A 14,273-nucleotide genomic window follows, 5' to 3' on the forward strand; every position below is an offset into this window, starting at 1 on the left:
GAGAACCCAGCATTACCACATGTGGGAGCGGGCTTGCTCGTGAAAGCGGAGTATCAGTTAAAGGTAAGTTGACTGACCCACCGCATTCGCGGGCAAGCCCGCTCCCACATTGGTTCTGCGTCGCTTCCGAAGCTGGCGTGCCGCAGGTAAACTGCTTTTCCCGTGTAATGTCTGCAGGCTGGAGTCGGTAATGCGTAAAGATAAGAAACAGGTGATTGGCGACGAGATCGGCGACGATCAGATCAAGTTGTTCCTGGACTTCGAGCCGGTCGATGCGACTTCACCGTCCCTGCACAAACTGATCAAGGCCTACCGTGGCCTGCGTATCGACGACTTCGAACGGTTCCTGGGCTTTTTCAAGGAAGCTGGCCTGGACCTCGACGGCAAGGATGAGCATGGGCAGACCTTCGTGGACCTGATCAAGGACCAGCGTAATGCCGCCGAGTATATCGAGCTGATCGATAACGCCCGCGGCTGATTATTCGAGGCACACAAAAACGCCCCGTTCTCATCACGAGAGCGGGGCGTTTTTTATGGCGTCACGACTTCAAGCGTAGCTTTCAGTCTCGGCGGCAGGTGCAACCAGTTCCAGGCTGATGTTGTTCTGCGTGTTGATCTTGCGATACAGCTCCGCGTCCGTTTCCAGAACCTTTTCCCGCGCCGGGAAAATTTCCTGCAACTTGGCGGCCCATTCACCTGCGGCTTTGCTTGGGAAGCACTTCTCGATCAGCTCCAGCATGATCGAAACGGTCACCGAAGCACCCGGAGACGCGCCCAGCAGGGCGGCCAGCGAGCCGTCTTTGGCCGCGACCAGTTCGGTACCGAATTGCAGCACGCCGCCTTTCTTCGGGTCTTTCTTGATGATCTGCACCCGTTGACCGGCCACTTCCAGGCGCCAGTCCTCGGCTTTCGCCTCCGGATAGAAGCGACGCAGGGACTCCAGGCGCTGCTCCATGGATTGGCGCACTTCGCTGACCAGGTACTTGGTCAGGTCCATGTTGTCGCGGGCCACAGCCAGCATCGGGCCGATGTTGCCGGCGCGAATCGACATCGGCAGGTCGAGGAACGAGCCGTGCTTGAGGAACTTGGTGGTGAAGCCGGCGTATGGCCCGAACAGCAGGGATTTCTTGCCATCCACCACACGGGTGTCCAGGTGCGGCACGGACATCGGCGGCGAACCTACGGCAGCCTGGCTGTAGACCTTGGCCTGGTGGTGCTTGACCACTTCCGGGTTGTCGCAACGCAGCCATTGGCCGCTGACCGGGAAGCCGCCAAAGCCTTTGCTTTCTTCGATGCCCGAGGCTTGCAGCAGCGGCAGGGCTGCGCCACCGGCGCCGAGGAACACGAACTTGGCGTCCACGTCACGGCTGTTGCCGCTGTTCACATCCTTGATGCTCACGGTCCAGCCTGTGCCGTTGCGCTTGAGGCCGGTCACACGCTTGCTGTACTTGACCTGGGCGTCTGGCGAACTGGTCAGGTGGCTGAGCAGTTGGTTGGTCAGTGCGCCGAAGTTGACGTCGGTACCGTTCATGACGCGGGTGGCTGCGATTTTTTCGTCGAGCGAGCGGCCCGGCATCATCAGCGGCATCCACTCGGCCATTTCGCTACGGTCTTCGGTGTAGTGCATGTCCGAAAACGCGTGGTGCTGGCTGAGGGTTTCAAAGCGCTTCTTGAGGAAGTCCACGCCTTTTTCGCCCTGCACGAAGCTCAGGTGCGGCACCGGGCTGATGAAGGACTTGGACGAGCCAAAGGTGCCCTTTTTGGTCAGGTACGCCCAGAACTGCTTCGACACCTCGAACTGGGTGTTGATGTGCACGGCTTTCTTGATGTCGATGGAGCCATCGGCGGCCTGGGGCGTGTAGTTCAGCTCACACAGCCCGGCGTGGCCGGTCCCGGCGTTGTTCCACGGGTTGGAACTTTCCGCGGCACCCGAATCCATCAGCTCAACGACTTCCAGCTTGAGGCCGGGGTCGAGCTCTTTGAGCAGTACGGCCAGGGTGGCACTCATGATGCCGGCCCCTACCAGTACTACGTCGACTGCTTCGTTATGCGCCATTTAACGCGTCTCCAAAATCTGCAGCACCAAATTGACGGCATGGCTGCCAGGAGTGACGGGGCGATTCACGTGTTGCCCCAGATTACCCATGGCCAGGATCGCCATGTCCGATTCGCAATTCTTTGCATGTTCAGCGCGCGCTTCCTGCCGGGCTAATCTGCCTATGAACGCATTCATGGGCGCCTGTGGCAATTCGACTTATGGTCAAAGCGTGCGATTCATGCAATCAATCCGTAGCGGACAGGCTCAAGCTCCGGTTTTTAAAACGTGCTCGGTCCTGTGTGGTTGGGCTGTTCCAGACGCTGATGGTGCTTGTACAAACGCCAAACTATTCATTTGCTCGCCACACTCTTGTGAAGTTGTGAAAACCCGTTTTTTCACGCTCTTTTGAAGACGTGAACCTCAAAAAAGGGCTGCCCCAGCCTGGCACCTGGCCCCTAGCCGACACGCGGCAAAACGGGCAAACAACTCAAGTGGCCGAGCGCAATGGCAGCTCTGGCAGATTCGGTAAAGGCGGAGGGTTTGCAGGGAAAACAGCAAGCACGCCAGCTTCACTCGATCTGTGTGGGCGGCTCTCTGTGGGCGATTTGGGGGTTAGTGCCGTGGCAATAACGATGCTGCGAGGCCCGATCAGGAGACGTCCTTATAATCGGGGGGAGATTGTAGCGAAGAACGCCAGGGAAATGGGCGTGTTTTATGACTTTTATTAGGCGTTCGGTCAGGCGGCCAACGGCTGGTGCCGGGGCGACCGCGCAGGACGCGGGCTGACGCGTGCGCGGGCCGGTAGCGGGTGGTGCATCCAGCTCAGGCGGATTTCATCGATTTCCACCCATCCGTCCCCTACCGGCGGCTGGCTGCATTCTTTGAAGGCCTGGCAACGACCTTGCGCATCGAGCAGGGCGAACTGACGAAGGGCGGGCTTGCGCGTAAACAATGACCAGAGAAAATGCATGGTGTCTGACCTCCTGAGATTGGGGCCTAGCATGTCGGTCGGGCATGACGAGCTTGTGTATCGGCCATGACATATCAGTGACACCGAACCGCGACAGGCCGCGCAGGTCTCAGGTTGTAACTGGCGCTAGTTCCTGGCACAGGCGCACCGCTATACTGCCCGCCTGTCGGTACCTGATTTCTGGAGAGAAGAGCATGTTGCAACGCCTGTTGTTCGGTTTGATCACTGTGACCAGTTTGACCCTGGTTGGCTGCGCCAACAGCCCGCAACAACTGACCCCGGAACCGAAAATCACCACGCAGCTGGCGCCTGTGGGCCACGGCCAGCCGGTGTCGGTGCGTGTGGTGGATGGTCGTCCGTCGCCGACCCTCGGCTCGCGCGGTGGCCTGTACCCGGAAACCGCCCTGGTCTCGGTGAATGCCCAGGACGTACTGCCCAAGCTGCAGGCCCAGGCTGAAGCCGCCGTGCGTCTGCTGGGGTTCACCCCAAGCGCCAACGCACCGGGTGCGCCGCAGTTGACCATCACCCTGGCCGAACTGAAGTATCAGTCGCCTAAAGATGGCCTGTACGTGACCGAAGCGTCCATCGGCGCGACCTTCAAGTCCGATGTCAACGCCGGCACCCGTCGCTACAGCGGTCGTTACGGTGCGTCCCTGAACCAGCGCTTCGGCATGTCACCTAACCAGGAAACCAACACCAAGCTGGTCAGCGACGTCCTCAGCGACGCCTTGACCCGCCTGTTCAAGGACCCAAGCATCGGTTCGTTGCTCAGCTCGCAATAACCGATTCAGCAAAAAGCCGGGCCCAGTGATGAGCCCGGCTTTTTTTCGCCTCCAGTTTCACGCGGCGGTGTCGATACAGAAATCCAGCATGCTCACCCCCGTCAGCAGATCGGTCTCCGGCAGGTCTGCATGCTGGTGTCCGCCGAGGGCGCAATACACCAGCCAGTGGCGATCCTGGACGTTGAAGGCCAGGCTGCCAACCAGTGCTTCTTGCTCATCACTTTGGGTGATCAGGTACAGCCGATCCTGGTTTTGTGCGTGCAGCATGACAAGCTCCTAAGCGTCGAAGGGCAACAGAGTGGCTTGTTAAGGTGACGTTCAGGTGACGGCGTAAATTACTGGATACATTAGCCGTTAACGGGGGAGGGAGCATTTACGGCGCGGGAGGCCACTATCGTTCAGGTTTGTATCTGAACCGATACCAAGACACTGTCTTACTGAGGTTTGCGATGGCGCTGCCCGCACTACTGATCAATGTTCTGGCTTTACTAGTGGCCTGCACGGGGGCGGCGCTGCTGTTCATTACCCGCCTGCGCGAGCAGCGCGCGATGGCCGACCTGACCGCGCAAGGCGAAGATCGCGCGATCGACCAGCCGATGTTGTTTCTGGATGTACGCACCGAACGGGCGCATCGTCTGGCTTACCGCATTGGGTTTGCCTGCCTGGGGTTGGCGTTGGTCACTTCCTGGCTCAGCACCCACCTCTGAAAACATCGCGAAACGAATGTGTGCGGGCTAGTGTGGGAGCTGGCTTGCCTGCGATAGCATCACCTCGGTGCGATTGATATACCGAGGTGCCTGCATCGCGGGCAAGCCCGGCTCCCCACACAAGCCAGATCCCACATGTTTGATCGGCGTTTAAAGAGGGATTCCAGCTTTTACGCGATACTGGTTGCGCACCGGCGTCGCATATTGCACCACCAGGAACGGTCGGTGTTCGGCCGGGCATTCGTTCAAGCGCCGCTCCCATTCCGTCTTCGCCTTGGCCAGCTCATCGGCCGGGAACACCTCGGCCGCTGTCGGCACCTGCAATTGCGGGTCCGCCTCGCTCCATTGAGCATAAGCCAGGTAATGCACCGGGAATAACCGATAACCACCGAGAATCTGCCGGTCCATTTCTGCGGCCAACACCTTGGTATCTTCGAAACGCTCAGTGATCGGCGGCGCGAAGTTGATGTGGACCCGGCCCTTGTAGCCTGTAATGCCAAGGGCAATGCTCACGTCATCCTCGCCCGGCGCCTTGCTGTAGGTGCCGGTGGTGGCGCGGATGTACAGCTCGCGGGCCTTGGCTGAGTCGCACGGGTCGTATTCGTAGCTGATGGACACCGGCGTCAGGTTCAACGACTGGATCACCTCGGCAAACGGCTCATCCTTGCGGCTGACATGGAACATCTTGAGGATCGCCGACTCGGTGCGATCATCCCCATCCTTGGCGCGCCCTTCGGCCTGGGCAATCCAGATCGACGCACCGTCGTTGCGGATCGAATGGTTGATATACGCCGACAGCAGCTGATACGCCGCCATCTTCTCCTTTCGCCCGGTGATCGAGCGGTGCACGATGAAGCTCTTGTTCAGGCGCATCAGGTCGCTGACGAACGGCTTTTGCAGCAGGTTGTCACCGATGGCGATGCGTGGCGTCGGCAGGCCGGCGTGGTACACGGCGTAATTGACGAAGGCCGGGTCCATCACGATATCGCGGTGGTTGGCCAGGAACAGGTAGGCCGTGCCGGACTTGAGCTGCTCGACGCCGGTGTAGGTCACGCCGTCGGTCGCCCGGTCGATGGTGTGGTCGACGTAGTACTCGACTTTGTCCTGCAGCGTAGCCACGGTGGTGACGCCGGCGAACTCACGGCGTAGTTTGCGGGCGATCATTGGCTTGAGCAGCCAGCCCAGGGCGCCGGCAAAGCGCGGGAAGCGGAAGTGGGTCAGGATGTCCAGAAAGGCCTTGTCACTGAACAGACGCGCCAGCACTGCCGGGACTTCGCTGTCGTTGTAAGGTCGGATGGTATCGAATTCGCCCATCATGCTCTCTTGTTAGAAACGGCTAGGGTAAGTAAAGGAAATACCAGGGTGCGGCCTGAGTAATGGGCTCAGCCGAAATATAACCCTGTAAATAGACCGGCGATTATACGCACAAGTCACCTTGGAGGCTGCGATGCTGGAAAACGCGACGTACGATTGTCCTTATTGTGGTGAAGTGGTTGAGACAACGGTGGACTTGTCCGGTGGTGACCAGACCTATATAGAAGACTGCCAGGTGTGTTGCCGGCCGATCATTTTCGATCTGCAGGTGCATGGGGAAGAGTGGATGCTCGAAACCCGAAGCGAAAACGAATAACGGATACATCCATGCAGCGAATCTACGAACCGGAAAACCTGATGGAAGGCGAGCTGCTGCAACAGATGCTCGCCAGTGAGGGTATCGAGTCGCATCTGGTGGGCCGTCATTTGCTCGGCGGCACTGGCGAATTGCCCATTTTCGGCCTGTTGGGTCTGGAGGTGGACAATGACCGGGCCATGGAGGCCCGCGAGCTGATTACCGCCTATATCGGTGCTCAGCCGGTGCCGGGTGACGAACCCGACAGCTTCCCCGACGTGCTGGTCTGTTAGGCTGTCGGTCGGTTTATCCAAGAGTCGTGTTGCCCCATGTGTGGACGTTATGCCCTGTTTCGCTGGAATCCCGCCTTTGCTGCCTTACCGGGCTTCCCGGCCGATCAGCAGGCGCAGTGGAACATCTCCCCGAATGATTCGGTGCTGATCCAGCGCGCCACCGCCGGCCAGCGCACCCTGGCCCGCGCCCGCTGGGGCCTTACGCCGCCGTGGTTGACCGATCTTTCGCGCACACCCGCCCATGCCCGCGCCGAAACCCTGGCCGAACAGCCTATGTTTCGCGAAGCGTTCCGCCAGCGCCGCTGCCTGCTGCCCGCGAATGGGTTCTACGAGTGGCGCGGTACGCAGCGCAAACGCCCGTACTGGCTGACGCCGGGGGAGGGTTCCACATTGTTTTTCGCCGCGATCTGGGAAGCGTATCCGGTGCAGGAGCAAGTGTGGCTGAGTACGGCGGTGGTGACCCAGGCTGCCCAGGCTCAGCGTCGCCCGCTGATTCTGGATGAGGCCGGGCAGGAGGCCTGGCTCAACCCCGAGACACCGTTGCATGTGTTGCAAGGTCTATTGGCCAGTGAACCCACCGCGTTGCGCGAGCGGGTCCTGGCCAACATGGTCAATGATCCCAAGCTCAATGGGCCGGAGTGCCTGACCCCGGCTTGAGCCTATTGGCTGTCTGTGGTCTTCACTGGCCTCTTCGCGAGCAAGCCCGCTCCCACATTTGGAATAGTGAATACAGTTAAATGTGGGAGCGGGCATGCTCGCGAAGGCGGCCTCAATACCGCCGCAAATCCCTAAACCTTGAACTGATTGATCAACCGCCGCTGCTGCTCCGCCAGCTTGGTCAAATCCGCACTGGCCGCGCTGGATTCATCCGCGCCGCCTGCCACTTCATTGGCCACCTGGCCGATATTGATCACATTGCGATTGATGTCCTCGGCCACCGCGCTCTGTTCCTCGGCGGCACTGGCGATCTGGGTGTTCATGTCGTTGATCACCGACACTGCCTGGGTGATCGTTTCCAGCGCTTCAGCCGCCTTGGCCGCGTGTTGCACGCTTTCATCGGTGCGGCTCTGGCTGTCCTCCATCACCCGCACCACGTCCCGGGTGCCTTGCTGCAACTGCTGGATCATGGTCTGGATTTCTTCGGTGGCCTTCTGGGTCTTCTGCGCCAGGTTGCGCACTTCGTCGGCGACCACGGCAAACCCACGGCCTTGCTCGCCGGCCCGCGCCGCCTCGATGGCGGCGTTGAGCGCCAGCAGGTTGGTCTGTTCGGCAATCCCGCGAATCGCGGTGAGGATGGCGTTGATGTTCTCGCTGTCCTTGGCCAGGGTTTGCACCACGCTCACCGCTTTGCCGATTTCTTCAGCCAGTGCGCCGATGGACGTGGAGGTGTCGCGCACAATGCGCATGCCTTGGCTCGCGGCTTGGTCGGCATGGCTGGCGGCTTGGGCGGCCTGGGTGGCGTTGCGTGCAACGTCTTGCGCAGTGGCGGTCATCTCATGCACGGCGGTGGCCACCTGATCGATTTCAACCATCTGCTTATGCACGCCCTGGTTGGTGCGGATCGCAATGTCGGCGGTGTGTTCCGATGAGTCGCTGACCTTCTGCACCGAACTCACCACCTGGGTGATCATGCCTTGCAGCTTGATCAAGAAGGTGTTGAAGCCGTTGGCGATCGCGCCCAGTTCATCGGCGCGGTCACTGGTCAGGCGCCGCGTCAGGTCGCCTTCGCCTTGGGCGATGTCATTGAGCATCGCGACCATTTGCTTGAGCGGGCGGGCGATGCCGTGGCCGACCAGCCAGATCACCAGCAAGCCGATACCGGCGATCAGCAGACCGGCGATGGTCATGCCGAAAATGTCGGTCTTGCGCTGGGCCTCCAGGTCGCTTTGCAGCTTCTGGGAATCGGCCATCACTGCGCTGAGCGGCAGTTGCAGCATCAGCGTCCAGCGTGCGTCGGCCTGGCCAATAGTGAACGGCAGGAACAGTTCGATATGCCCGTGTTCCTTGTCGATGTCGTAACGTACTTCACCGGCTTTCAACTGGTTGAGGTTGGTCAATTCGTTGCTGTCGAGCAGGTCACTGGCTTTTTCGCCGAGTTTGCTGGCGTCCTTGGTATAGGCCACCAGGCGGCCATTGCTGGAGATCAGCGCCATTTCACCGGCACCGTTGTAGAGCTTTTGATCGGCGCTGGTGAGCATGTCCTGGATGAAGTTCACCGACAGGTCGGCGCCGACGATGCCCTGGAACGCGCCGTCGATCATGATCGGCTCAATGAACGAAGCCAGCATCACCATTGCATTGCCCACCTTGTAAGGGGCGGGATCGATGGCGCAGGCTTTTTTGTTTTCCTTCGAGCACAGGTAGTACTCGCTGGCGCGCACGCCGGTGGAGAGGATGTTCTGGTCGTTGACGTCGGCGAGCTTGTCCAGGCCCAGGCTGCCATCGGCGTTGCGGTACCACCAAGGTAGGAAGCGTCCGTCGGCGGCCATGCCGACAATGGGGCTGTTCACGTAGGCCGCGTCGTTGTGGTCGATCGCGTTGGGCTCCCAGCCGATGTAGGCGCCGAGGATCTTCGGGTTGCGCACCACGGTTTCATGCAGCAGGTTGATCAGTTGCTCGCGGCTGACTTGCAGGGCCGGCTCGCCCTTGGCGTCTTTCATGCCGAGCAGGGCGTTGGCGGTGGCCAGGCTCTTGGCGGTCACCAGTGGTGCTTCCAGTTCGCGCTGGATCAAGGTGGCCTGGGTCTGCGCCAGGGCGGTCAGGCGCTGTTCGATAATCTGTTCGAATTGCACCTGGGTGCGATCCTGCACCATCTCTTGGGTCCGCGCTCCCGCAAACAATGCGTACAGCACCAGCACCGCGACCACGCTCAGGACAATGGCCCCGGCCAATGCCGCGACAGAAAATTGGATCGACTTGAATTTCATGAAGGCTCCGGGCGCAGGGGAGATAGTCCGCCTTTTTGTATCGGCCACGGGTGTGCAGGGCATTAGGGGGGTGTCCTGCAAAAATCTTCGGGGTGTCGCAAATGGAATGCCCGCCGCCGTTGTTGGGGCAGGTAGGGTGTATCCGAAATTCTTCGGTTACACGTCTGGTGTATCTGGCGCGGATACAAATGTGCGCCTACGATACGCGCCATGTTTTAAGGGCGTCTTTCAGGGAGAGTGTTGATGAAGAAATCATTGGTGGTAAGTGGGTTGGTGGCAGCGATGCTGCTGGCTGGGTGTCAGTCGGTCAACACCACCAGCGGCGGCGCCGTTGGGGTAGAGCGCAAGCAGTACATGTTCAGCATGCTGTCGAGCCAGGAAGTCGACCAGATGTATGCCCAGTCCTACCAACAGACGTTGGGCGAAGCCAGTAGCAAGGGCCAATTGGACAAGACCAGCGCCAACGCCAAGCGCGTGCAGGCCATCGCCAACCGCTTGATTGCCCAGGCGCCGACCTTTCGTGCGGATGCCGCACAGTGGAAGTGGGAAGTGAACCTGATCAAGAGCGACGAGATGAACGCCAACTGCGGGCCTGGCGGCAAGATCTTCGTGTACAGCGCGTTGATCGACAACCTCAAGCTCACCGATGACGAACTGGCTGCCGTGATGGGCCATGAAATCGCCCACGCCTTGCGTGAACACGGCCGTGAAGCCATGTCCAAGGCCTACGGGATCGAGATGGCGAAGCAGGGCGCTGGTGCATTGTTCGGCCTCGGCCAGGACAGTCTGGCACTGGCCGATACCGTGGCAAACTACGGCATGACCTTGCCCAACAGCCGCAGCAACGAAAACGAGGCAGACCTGATCGGCCTGGAACTGTCGGCCCGCGCCGGCTATAACCCGAACGCCGCCATTACGTTGTGGAACAAGATGGCTAAAGCCTCGGAAGGTGCACCGCCGGAGTTCATGAGTACTCACCCGGCCTCCGACAGCCGAATCGCCTCGTTGCAGGCGGCGATTCCGAAGGTGATGCCGCTGTACCAACAGGCCAAGAAATCCTGAGCCTAAAGATCTGGTGAAGGTCTAAATGGGGGAGCGGGCTTGCTCGCGAAGGCGTTGGATCAGTCAAATAATCAGTGACTGACACTCCGTATTCGCGAGCAAGCCCGCTCCCGCATTTGATTGGGTTTACAGATTTAGATCCAGCCACTGCTCTGCATGGCCCTGTACACCGCCACGATCGCCAGGATGAAGAACGCTGTTGCCGCCAGTCGACGAATCAAGGTCAACGGTAGTTTTTCCGCCGCAAAATTCCCCGCCAAGACCACCGGCACGTTGGCAATCAGCATGCCCAGGGTGGTGCCGATAATCACCAGCCACAACTCCGGATACTGCGCCGCCAGCATCACCGTGGCGATCTGCGTCTTGTCACCGATTTCCGCAAGGAAGAACGCGATCAGCGTGGTCAGGAACGGGCCGAATTTGCGCGTGGTGCTGGCTTCGTCATCGTCGAGTTTGTCCGGCACCAGGGTCCACAGCGCCGTGGCGCAGAAGCTCGCCGCGAGGATCCAGTGCAACACCGCATCCGAGAAGAAACTCCCAAACCAGGCCCCCACGGCACCGGCGGCCGCGTGGTTGGCCAGGGTCGCGGCAACGATGCCGGCGATGATCGGCCAGGGTTTGCGAAAGCGTGCGGCAAGGATGAGCGCGAGCAGTTGCGTCTTGTCGCCGATTTCGGCCAAGGCAACGATTGCGGTAGGAACGAGCAATGAATCCAGCATCAGGTAGGTTTCCAGGGGCGGGTCGACACGGCTATGACACGTACAGCCTTCCCGCCCCGGGTAAGGTGTGCGTGTCATAGGTCTTGTCAAACCCCGGTCCGTCTGTGCGGACTCCTGGGTCGCATACGCCATGGTCTGCTGACCAAGTATGTTGACGTATGCCGGACGAGCGTGGCGCTCGTGGGAGACTACTCCCCTAGGACGGAGCGGATTCTGCCTAGGCAAAATCCATTCGGCAAGCCTTCTTTTTCAAACGCCCGTCAGCCGCGCTTTGCACGGTAGATGCGGAAACCGTTGCCCTCGGCCTTGATCGCGCACACGCCCAAGTGCTCTTCGATCAGCGGTTGGTACTTCAGGAAACTGTTAGCGACCAAGCGCAGTTCGCCGCCTTTTGCCAGGTGTTTCGCCGCTTTTCGCAGCAAGTTTTCGGTGGCGAAATAGTCGGTGTGCACCCCGACATGGAACGGCGGGTTGCTTAAAATCGCGTTCAACCCCATCGGGGCCGCATCGATGCCATCACCGGTCAGCACCTCGGCTTCCAAGCCGTTAGCGGCCAGGGTCAGGCGGCTGCTGGCAGCGGCAAAGGCGTCCACATCTAGCATCGTCACTGTGTTGTGCGGGTAGCGACGTTTGACCGCCGCCCCCAGCACGCCAGCGCCGCAACCGAAATCCAACAGATGGCCGCTTGGCAGCTTGTCCAGGTGCTCCAGCAACAACTCGGTGCCGCGATCCAGTCGACCGTGGCTGAACACGCCCGGCAGGCTCAACACCTTCAGCGGACCTTCAGCCAGCGGCACCTCGAAGACCTGTGCCAGGCTTTCCAGCTCGACGGCTTGGGGCGCGTTGGCCACGGTGACCTGCCACAGCTGGCAATGCCGCGCGTTGTCGAGCTTGCGCGGTTTGCCGAAAGGGATCATCTGCTTGGCGGCGCTTTCGATGCCGGCTTTTTTCTCGCCGACCAGAAACAATTCGGCGGCGGGCAAGCGTGCAGCCACGGCGTTGAGCAGGTAGTCGGTGAGGTCCTTGGACTTGGGCAGGAAGATCACCGCCGCATCAAATGCGCGCTCCGGCACGTTCACACCAAAGTGGCTGCGCTCGGCGAAGCGTGCATCTAGCGCCGCCTGGTCGCCGGCATGCCAGCTCCAGCCGTGGGCGTTGGGCAGTCGGCCGAGCAGGTCGTCGGCAGGCAAGCCCACCAACAGCAGGTTGCCTTGAAAAAGTTCGGCCTGACGAAGCAGTACTTCACTGCGCGGATCCATGGTCTGCTCCTTGAAAAGGGGCGCAGTTTATCAACTGACGACGCGCAGCGGGGCCCCGTTGAAAAAGCCACGGGCGTTTTCCGCCAGTTGGCCGACGATGCGTTGGCGCGCTTCGCGGCTGCCCCAGGCGTTGTGCGGGGTGACGATCAGCCGCGGGATATCGCCGGCCAGCAGTGGGTTGCCATGCACCGGCGGTTCTACGCTCAGTACATCTGTCGCCGCGCCACCCAGGTGACCGCTGCGCAATGCATCGGCCAGGGCCTGTTCGTTGATCAAACCACCGCGTGCGGTGTTGACCACAAACGCGCCGGGCTTGAGCAGCGCCAGTTCACGGGCGCCGATAAAGTCGCGGGTGTGTTCGTTGAGTGGGCAGTGCAGGGTCAGCGCGTCCACCTGCGCCAGCAGTTCATCCAGCGGCACGCGGTCAGCGCGGGCCGGGCGTCCCGGAATAGCGCCGAGCAGGACACGCATGCCGAAGGCTTCAGCCAGTCGCGCGACTGCGCCGCCCAATTCACCGTGGCCGAGCAGGCCGAGGGTCTTGCCTTCCAGCTCGACAATCGGGTGGTCCAACAGGCAGAACTGTTTGGCCTCCTGCCACTTGCCGGCGCTGACATCCCGTTGATAATCCTTCAAGCGCGTCGCCAGGTTGAGCAACAGCATGATCGTGTGCTGCGCCACCGAAGGCGTGCCATAGCCCTGGCAGTTGCTCACGGTGATGCCATGGGCGCGGGCGGCTTCGAGGTCGACGTTATTGGTGCCGGTGGCTGACACCAGGATCAGCTTGAGCTCCGGGCAGGCCGCCAAGGTTGCTGTGTTGAGGGCGATTTTGTTGCTGATCACGACGTGGGCGCCTTGCACGCGTTCGATCACGTTCTGCGGCGTGGTGTCTGCAAACAATTGCAACTCGCTGAAGCTGTCTCGCAGCTCGCTGAGGTCGAGGTCCCCCAGGTCCAGGGAAGGGTGATCAAGAAAGACGGCGCGGCGATTGTTCGTCATCAACTGTACCTTTTGCGACAGGGTTCGAAGGCGTAATCTCCCGAGCCTATCAGATGAAATAATCAGTTACTTAATGGGAGTGAGCATGTACGCCGCCGAGTTTTTGACCGTAGCCCTGATTCACTTACTGGCGGTGGCCAGCCCCGGCCCGGATTTCGCGGTGGTGGTGCGTGAAAGTGTGACCCACGGCCGTCGCGCCGGGACCTGGACTGCACTGGGCGTCGGTTCGGCGATTTTCCTGCACGTGGGTTATTCGTTGCTCGGTATCGGCTTGATCGTGTCCCAGTCCATCGTGTTGTTCAACGCCCTGAAATGGGCCGCGGCCGCCTACCTGCTGTACATCGGCTTCAAGGCCCTGCGCGCGCAGCCGGCCAAGCCTGCCGCCGAGGGCGAGTTGCACCGCGAAGCGGGCGAACGCACCCCGCGAGGTGCCTTCACTGCCGGTTTCGTGACCAACGGCTTGAACCCCAAGGCCACGCTGTTCTTCCTGTCGTTGTTCACCGTGGTGATCAACCCGCACACACCGCTGGCGATCCAGGCTGGTTACGGCGTGTACCTGGCAGTGGCGACGGCGCTGTGGTTCTGTCTGGTGGCGATGCTGTTCAGCCAGCAGCGCGTGCGCGCTGGGTTTGCGCGGATGGGCCACTGGTTCGACCGCACCATGGGCGCTGTGCTGATTGCGATTGGCGTAAAACTGGCCTTCACCAGCATGAAGTAAACTCGAGTGAGCACCGCACAAATGTGGGAGCGGGCTTGCTCGCGAATGCGCTGTGACAGTCAACACATGCGTGACTGATCCACCGCATTCGCGAGCAAGCCCGCTCCCAAATTGGAGCTCGGTAAGGCTTCAATGCTGGCGCAAAGCTAGCATTCATTGGGGCTGCAAATCATTCCTTTGGCTGATTTGGTTG

General features: G+C 60.5%; 16 protein-coding genes, 1 pseudogene and 1 riboswitch. Of the genes and pseudogenes, 8 read left to right on the forward strand and 9 right to left on the reverse strand.

All coding sequences use genetic code 11. The annotated features are described in order from the left end of the window. Window positions 1-190: 190 nt before the first annotated feature. Window positions 191-478: a PA4642 family protein gene (locus BMZ57_RS07140; protein WP_003188614.1), complete on the forward strand. Its 288-nt coding sequence runs from the start codon at window positions 191-193 to the stop codon at window positions 476-478. A 69-nt stretch (window positions 479-547) separates the two neighbouring features. Here the strand turns inward: BMZ57_RS07140 and mqo are convergent, their stop codons facing one another. Both mqo and BMZ57_RS07150 read right to left on the reverse strand, forming a co-directional pair. Continuing rightward, on the reverse strand, window positions 548-2,056 hold the full coding sequence (mqo, locus tag BMZ57_RS07145; protein ID WP_021491877.1) for a malate dehydrogenase (quinone): 1,509 nt from the start codon (window positions 2,054-2,056) through the stop codon (window positions 548-550). A 718-nt stretch (window positions 2,057-2,774) separates the two neighbouring features. After that, window positions 2,775-3,008: a hypothetical protein gene (locus BMZ57_RS07150; RefSeq protein ID WP_010213085.1), complete on the reverse strand. Its 234-nt coding sequence runs from the start codon at window positions 3,006-3,008 to the stop codon at window positions 2,775-2,777. A gap of 194 nt (window positions 3,009-3,202) precedes the next feature. On the opposite strand from BMZ57_RS07150, the gene BMZ57_RS07155 reads away from it, so the two are divergent. Next, window positions 3,203-3,790 (forward strand): YajG family lipoprotein, encoded by a 588-nt coding sequence (locus BMZ57_RS07155; RefSeq protein WP_010213084.1) that lies wholly within the window; start codon window positions 3,203-3,205, stop codon window positions 3,788-3,790. 57 nt (window positions 3,791-3,847) lie between these two features. Here the strand turns inward: BMZ57_RS07155 and BMZ57_RS07160 are convergent, their stop codons facing one another. Next, entirely contained in the window at window positions 3,848-4,057 is a 210-nt protein-coding gene (locus tag BMZ57_RS07160) for a hypothetical protein (RefSeq protein WP_010213082.1), read from the reverse strand. 182 nt (window positions 4,058-4,239) lie between these two features. Between BMZ57_RS07160 and BMZ57_RS07165 the strand changes: the two genes are divergently transcribed. After that, window positions 4,240-4,497, forward strand: a complete 258-nt coding sequence (locus BMZ57_RS07165) for a hypothetical protein (RefSeq protein ID WP_010213081.1) — start codon at window positions 4,240-4,242, stop codon at window positions 4,495-4,497. A 150-nt stretch (window positions 4,498-4,647) separates the two neighbouring features. Here BMZ57_RS07165 and BMZ57_RS07170 read toward each other — a convergent pair whose 3' ends face one another. Further along, complete coding sequence (locus tag BMZ57_RS07170; protein ID WP_029529243.1) at window positions 4,648-5,811, reverse strand: 1-acyl-sn-glycerol-3-phosphate acyltransferase; 1,164 nt, start codon at window positions 5,809-5,811, stop codon at window positions 4,648-4,650. Between the two features lie 133 nt (window positions 5,812-5,944). On the opposite strand from BMZ57_RS07170, the gene BMZ57_RS07175 reads away from it, so the two are divergent. Genes BMZ57_RS07175 through BMZ57_RS07185 form a run of 3 tightly spaced genes read left to right on the forward strand, consistent with a single transcriptional unit; the run spans window position 5,945 to window position 7,056 of the window. After that, on the forward strand, window positions 5,945-6,127 hold the full coding sequence (locus tag BMZ57_RS07175) for a CPXCG motif-containing cysteine-rich protein (protein WP_010213079.1): 183 nt from the start codon (window positions 5,945-5,947) through the stop codon (window positions 6,125-6,127). A gap of 11 nt (window positions 6,128-6,138) precedes the next feature. Beyond that, window positions 6,139-6,399 (forward strand): putative signal transducing protein, encoded by a 261-nt coding sequence (locus BMZ57_RS07180; protein ID WP_010213078.1) that lies wholly within the window; start codon window positions 6,139-6,141, stop codon window positions 6,397-6,399. A 36-nt stretch (window positions 6,400-6,435) separates the two neighbouring features. Further along, window positions 6,436-7,056 (forward strand): SOS response-associated peptidase, encoded by a 621-nt coding sequence (locus BMZ57_RS07185; RefSeq protein ID WP_010213077.1) that lies wholly within the window; start codon window positions 6,436-6,438, stop codon window positions 7,054-7,056. A 131-nt stretch (window positions 7,057-7,187) separates the two neighbouring features. On the opposite strand, the gene BMZ57_RS30125 is transcribed toward BMZ57_RS07185, so the two are convergent. Both BMZ57_RS30125 and BMZ57_RS30130 read right to left on the reverse strand, forming a co-directional pair. After that, a complete protein-coding gene (locus BMZ57_RS30125; protein ID WP_392397717.1) occupies window positions 7,188-8,030 on the reverse strand; it encodes a methyl-accepting chemotaxis protein in 843 nt (280 codons plus the stop codon). Between the two features lie 15 nt (window positions 8,031-8,045). Further along, window positions 8,046-9,389, reverse strand: a pseudogene (locus tag BMZ57_RS30130) (methyl-accepting chemotaxis protein); the annotation flags it as partial. A 180-nt stretch (window positions 9,390-9,569) separates the two neighbouring features. On the opposite strand from BMZ57_RS30130, the gene BMZ57_RS07195 reads away from it, so the two are divergent. Further along, complete coding sequence (locus BMZ57_RS07195; protein ID WP_010213075.1) at window positions 9,570-10,388, forward strand: M48 family metallopeptidase; 819 nt, start codon at window positions 9,570-9,572, stop codon at window positions 10,386-10,388. A 134-nt stretch (window positions 10,389-10,522) separates the two neighbouring features. On the opposite strand, the gene BMZ57_RS07200 is transcribed toward BMZ57_RS07195, so the two are convergent. From BMZ57_RS07200 to BMZ57_RS07210, 3 genes are all read right to left on the reverse strand, one after another. Continuing rightward, window positions 10,523-11,107, reverse strand: a complete 585-nt coding sequence (locus BMZ57_RS07200; RefSeq protein ID WP_069673351.1) for a TMEM165/GDT1 family protein — start codon at window positions 11,105-11,107, stop codon at window positions 10,523-10,525. An 88-nt stretch (window positions 11,108-11,195) separates the two neighbouring features. Then, window positions 11,196-11,317: riboswitch (yybP-ykoY riboswitch) on the reverse strand. 50 nt (window positions 11,318-11,367) lie between these two features. Then, complete coding sequence (locus BMZ57_RS07205; protein ID WP_010213070.1) at window positions 11,368-12,366, reverse strand: methyltransferase; 999 nt, start codon at window positions 12,364-12,366, stop codon at window positions 11,368-11,370. A gap of 30 nt (window positions 12,367-12,396) precedes the next feature. Then, complete coding sequence (locus tag BMZ57_RS07210) at window positions 12,397-13,362, reverse strand: 2-hydroxyacid dehydrogenase (protein WP_010213068.1); 966 nt, start codon at window positions 13,360-13,362, stop codon at window positions 12,397-12,399. 85 nt (window positions 13,363-13,447) lie between these two features. Between BMZ57_RS07210 and BMZ57_RS07215 the strand changes: the two genes are divergently transcribed. Then, window positions 13,448-14,080, forward strand: a complete 633-nt coding sequence (locus BMZ57_RS07215; protein ID WP_010213066.1) for a LysE family translocator — start codon at window positions 13,448-13,450, stop codon at window positions 14,078-14,080. Window positions 14,081-14,273 lie beyond the last annotated feature (193 nt).

Origin of the sequence: Pseudomonas simiae, assembly GCF_900111895.1 — a bacterium.
GTDB classification, from domain to species: Bacteria; Pseudomonadota; Gammaproteobacteria; order Pseudomonadales; family Pseudomonadaceae; genus Aquipseudomonas; species Aquipseudomonas simiae.

Excerpts from the sequence above, each read along its gene's own strand:
- BMZ57_RS07195 (WP_010213075.1), top strand. The coding sequence starts at position 9,570 with ATGAAGAAATCATTGGTGGTAAGTGGGTTGGTGGCAGCGATGCTGCTG.
- BMZ57_RS07210 (WP_010213068.1), bottom strand. The coding sequence starts at position 13,362 with ATGACGAACAATCGCCGCGCCGTCTTTCTTGATCACCCTTCCCTGGAC.
- mqo (WP_021491877.1), bottom strand. The coding sequence starts at position 2,056 with ATGGCGCATAACGAAGCAGTCGACGTAGTACTGGTAGGGGCCGGCATC.
- BMZ57_RS07175 (WP_010213079.1), top strand. The coding sequence starts at position 5,945 with ATGCTGGAAAACGCGACGTACGATTGTCCTTATTGTGGTGAAGTGGTT.
- BMZ57_RS07185 (WP_010213077.1), top strand. The coding sequence starts at position 6,436 with ATGTGTGGACGTTATGCCCTGTTTCGCTGGAATCCCGCCTTTGCTGCC.
- BMZ57_RS07150 (WP_010213085.1), bottom strand. The coding sequence starts at position 3,008 with ATGCATTTTCTCTGGTCATTGTTTACGCGCAAGCCCGCCCTTCGTCAG.
- BMZ57_RS07160 (WP_010213082.1), bottom strand. The coding sequence starts at position 4,057 with ATGCTGCACGCACAAAACCAGGATCGGCTGTACCTGATCACCCAAAGT.
- BMZ57_RS30125 (WP_392397717.1), bottom strand. The coding sequence starts at position 8,030 with ATGATCACCCAGGTGGTGAGTTCGGTGCAGAAGGTCAGCGACTCATCG.
- BMZ57_RS07165 (WP_010213081.1), top strand. The coding sequence starts at position 4,240 with ATGGCGCTGCCCGCACTACTGATCAATGTTCTGGCTTTACTAGTGGCC.
- BMZ57_RS07140 (WP_003188614.1), top strand. The coding sequence starts at position 191 with ATGCGTAAAGATAAGAAACAGGTGATTGGCGACGAGATCGGCGACGAT.
- BMZ57_RS07155 (WP_010213084.1), top strand. The coding sequence starts at position 3,203 with ATGTTGCAACGCCTGTTGTTCGGTTTGATCACTGTGACCAGTTTGACC.
- BMZ57_RS07215 (WP_010213066.1), top strand. The coding sequence starts at position 13,448 with ATGTACGCCGCCGAGTTTTTGACCGTAGCCCTGATTCACTTACTGGCG.
- BMZ57_RS07200 (WP_069673351.1), bottom strand. The coding sequence starts at position 11,107 with ATGCTGGATTCATTGCTCGTTCCTACCGCAATCGTTGCCTTGGCCGAA.
- BMZ57_RS07180 (WP_010213078.1), top strand. The coding sequence starts at position 6,139 with ATGCAGCGAATCTACGAACCGGAAAACCTGATGGAAGGCGAGCTGCTG.
- BMZ57_RS07170 (WP_029529243.1), bottom strand. The coding sequence starts at position 5,811 with ATGGGCGAATTCGATACCATCCGACCTTACAACGACAGCGAAGTCCCG.
- BMZ57_RS07205 (WP_010213070.1), bottom strand. The coding sequence starts at position 12,366 with ATGGATCCGCGCAGTGAAGTACTGCTTCGTCAGGCCGAACTTTTTCAA.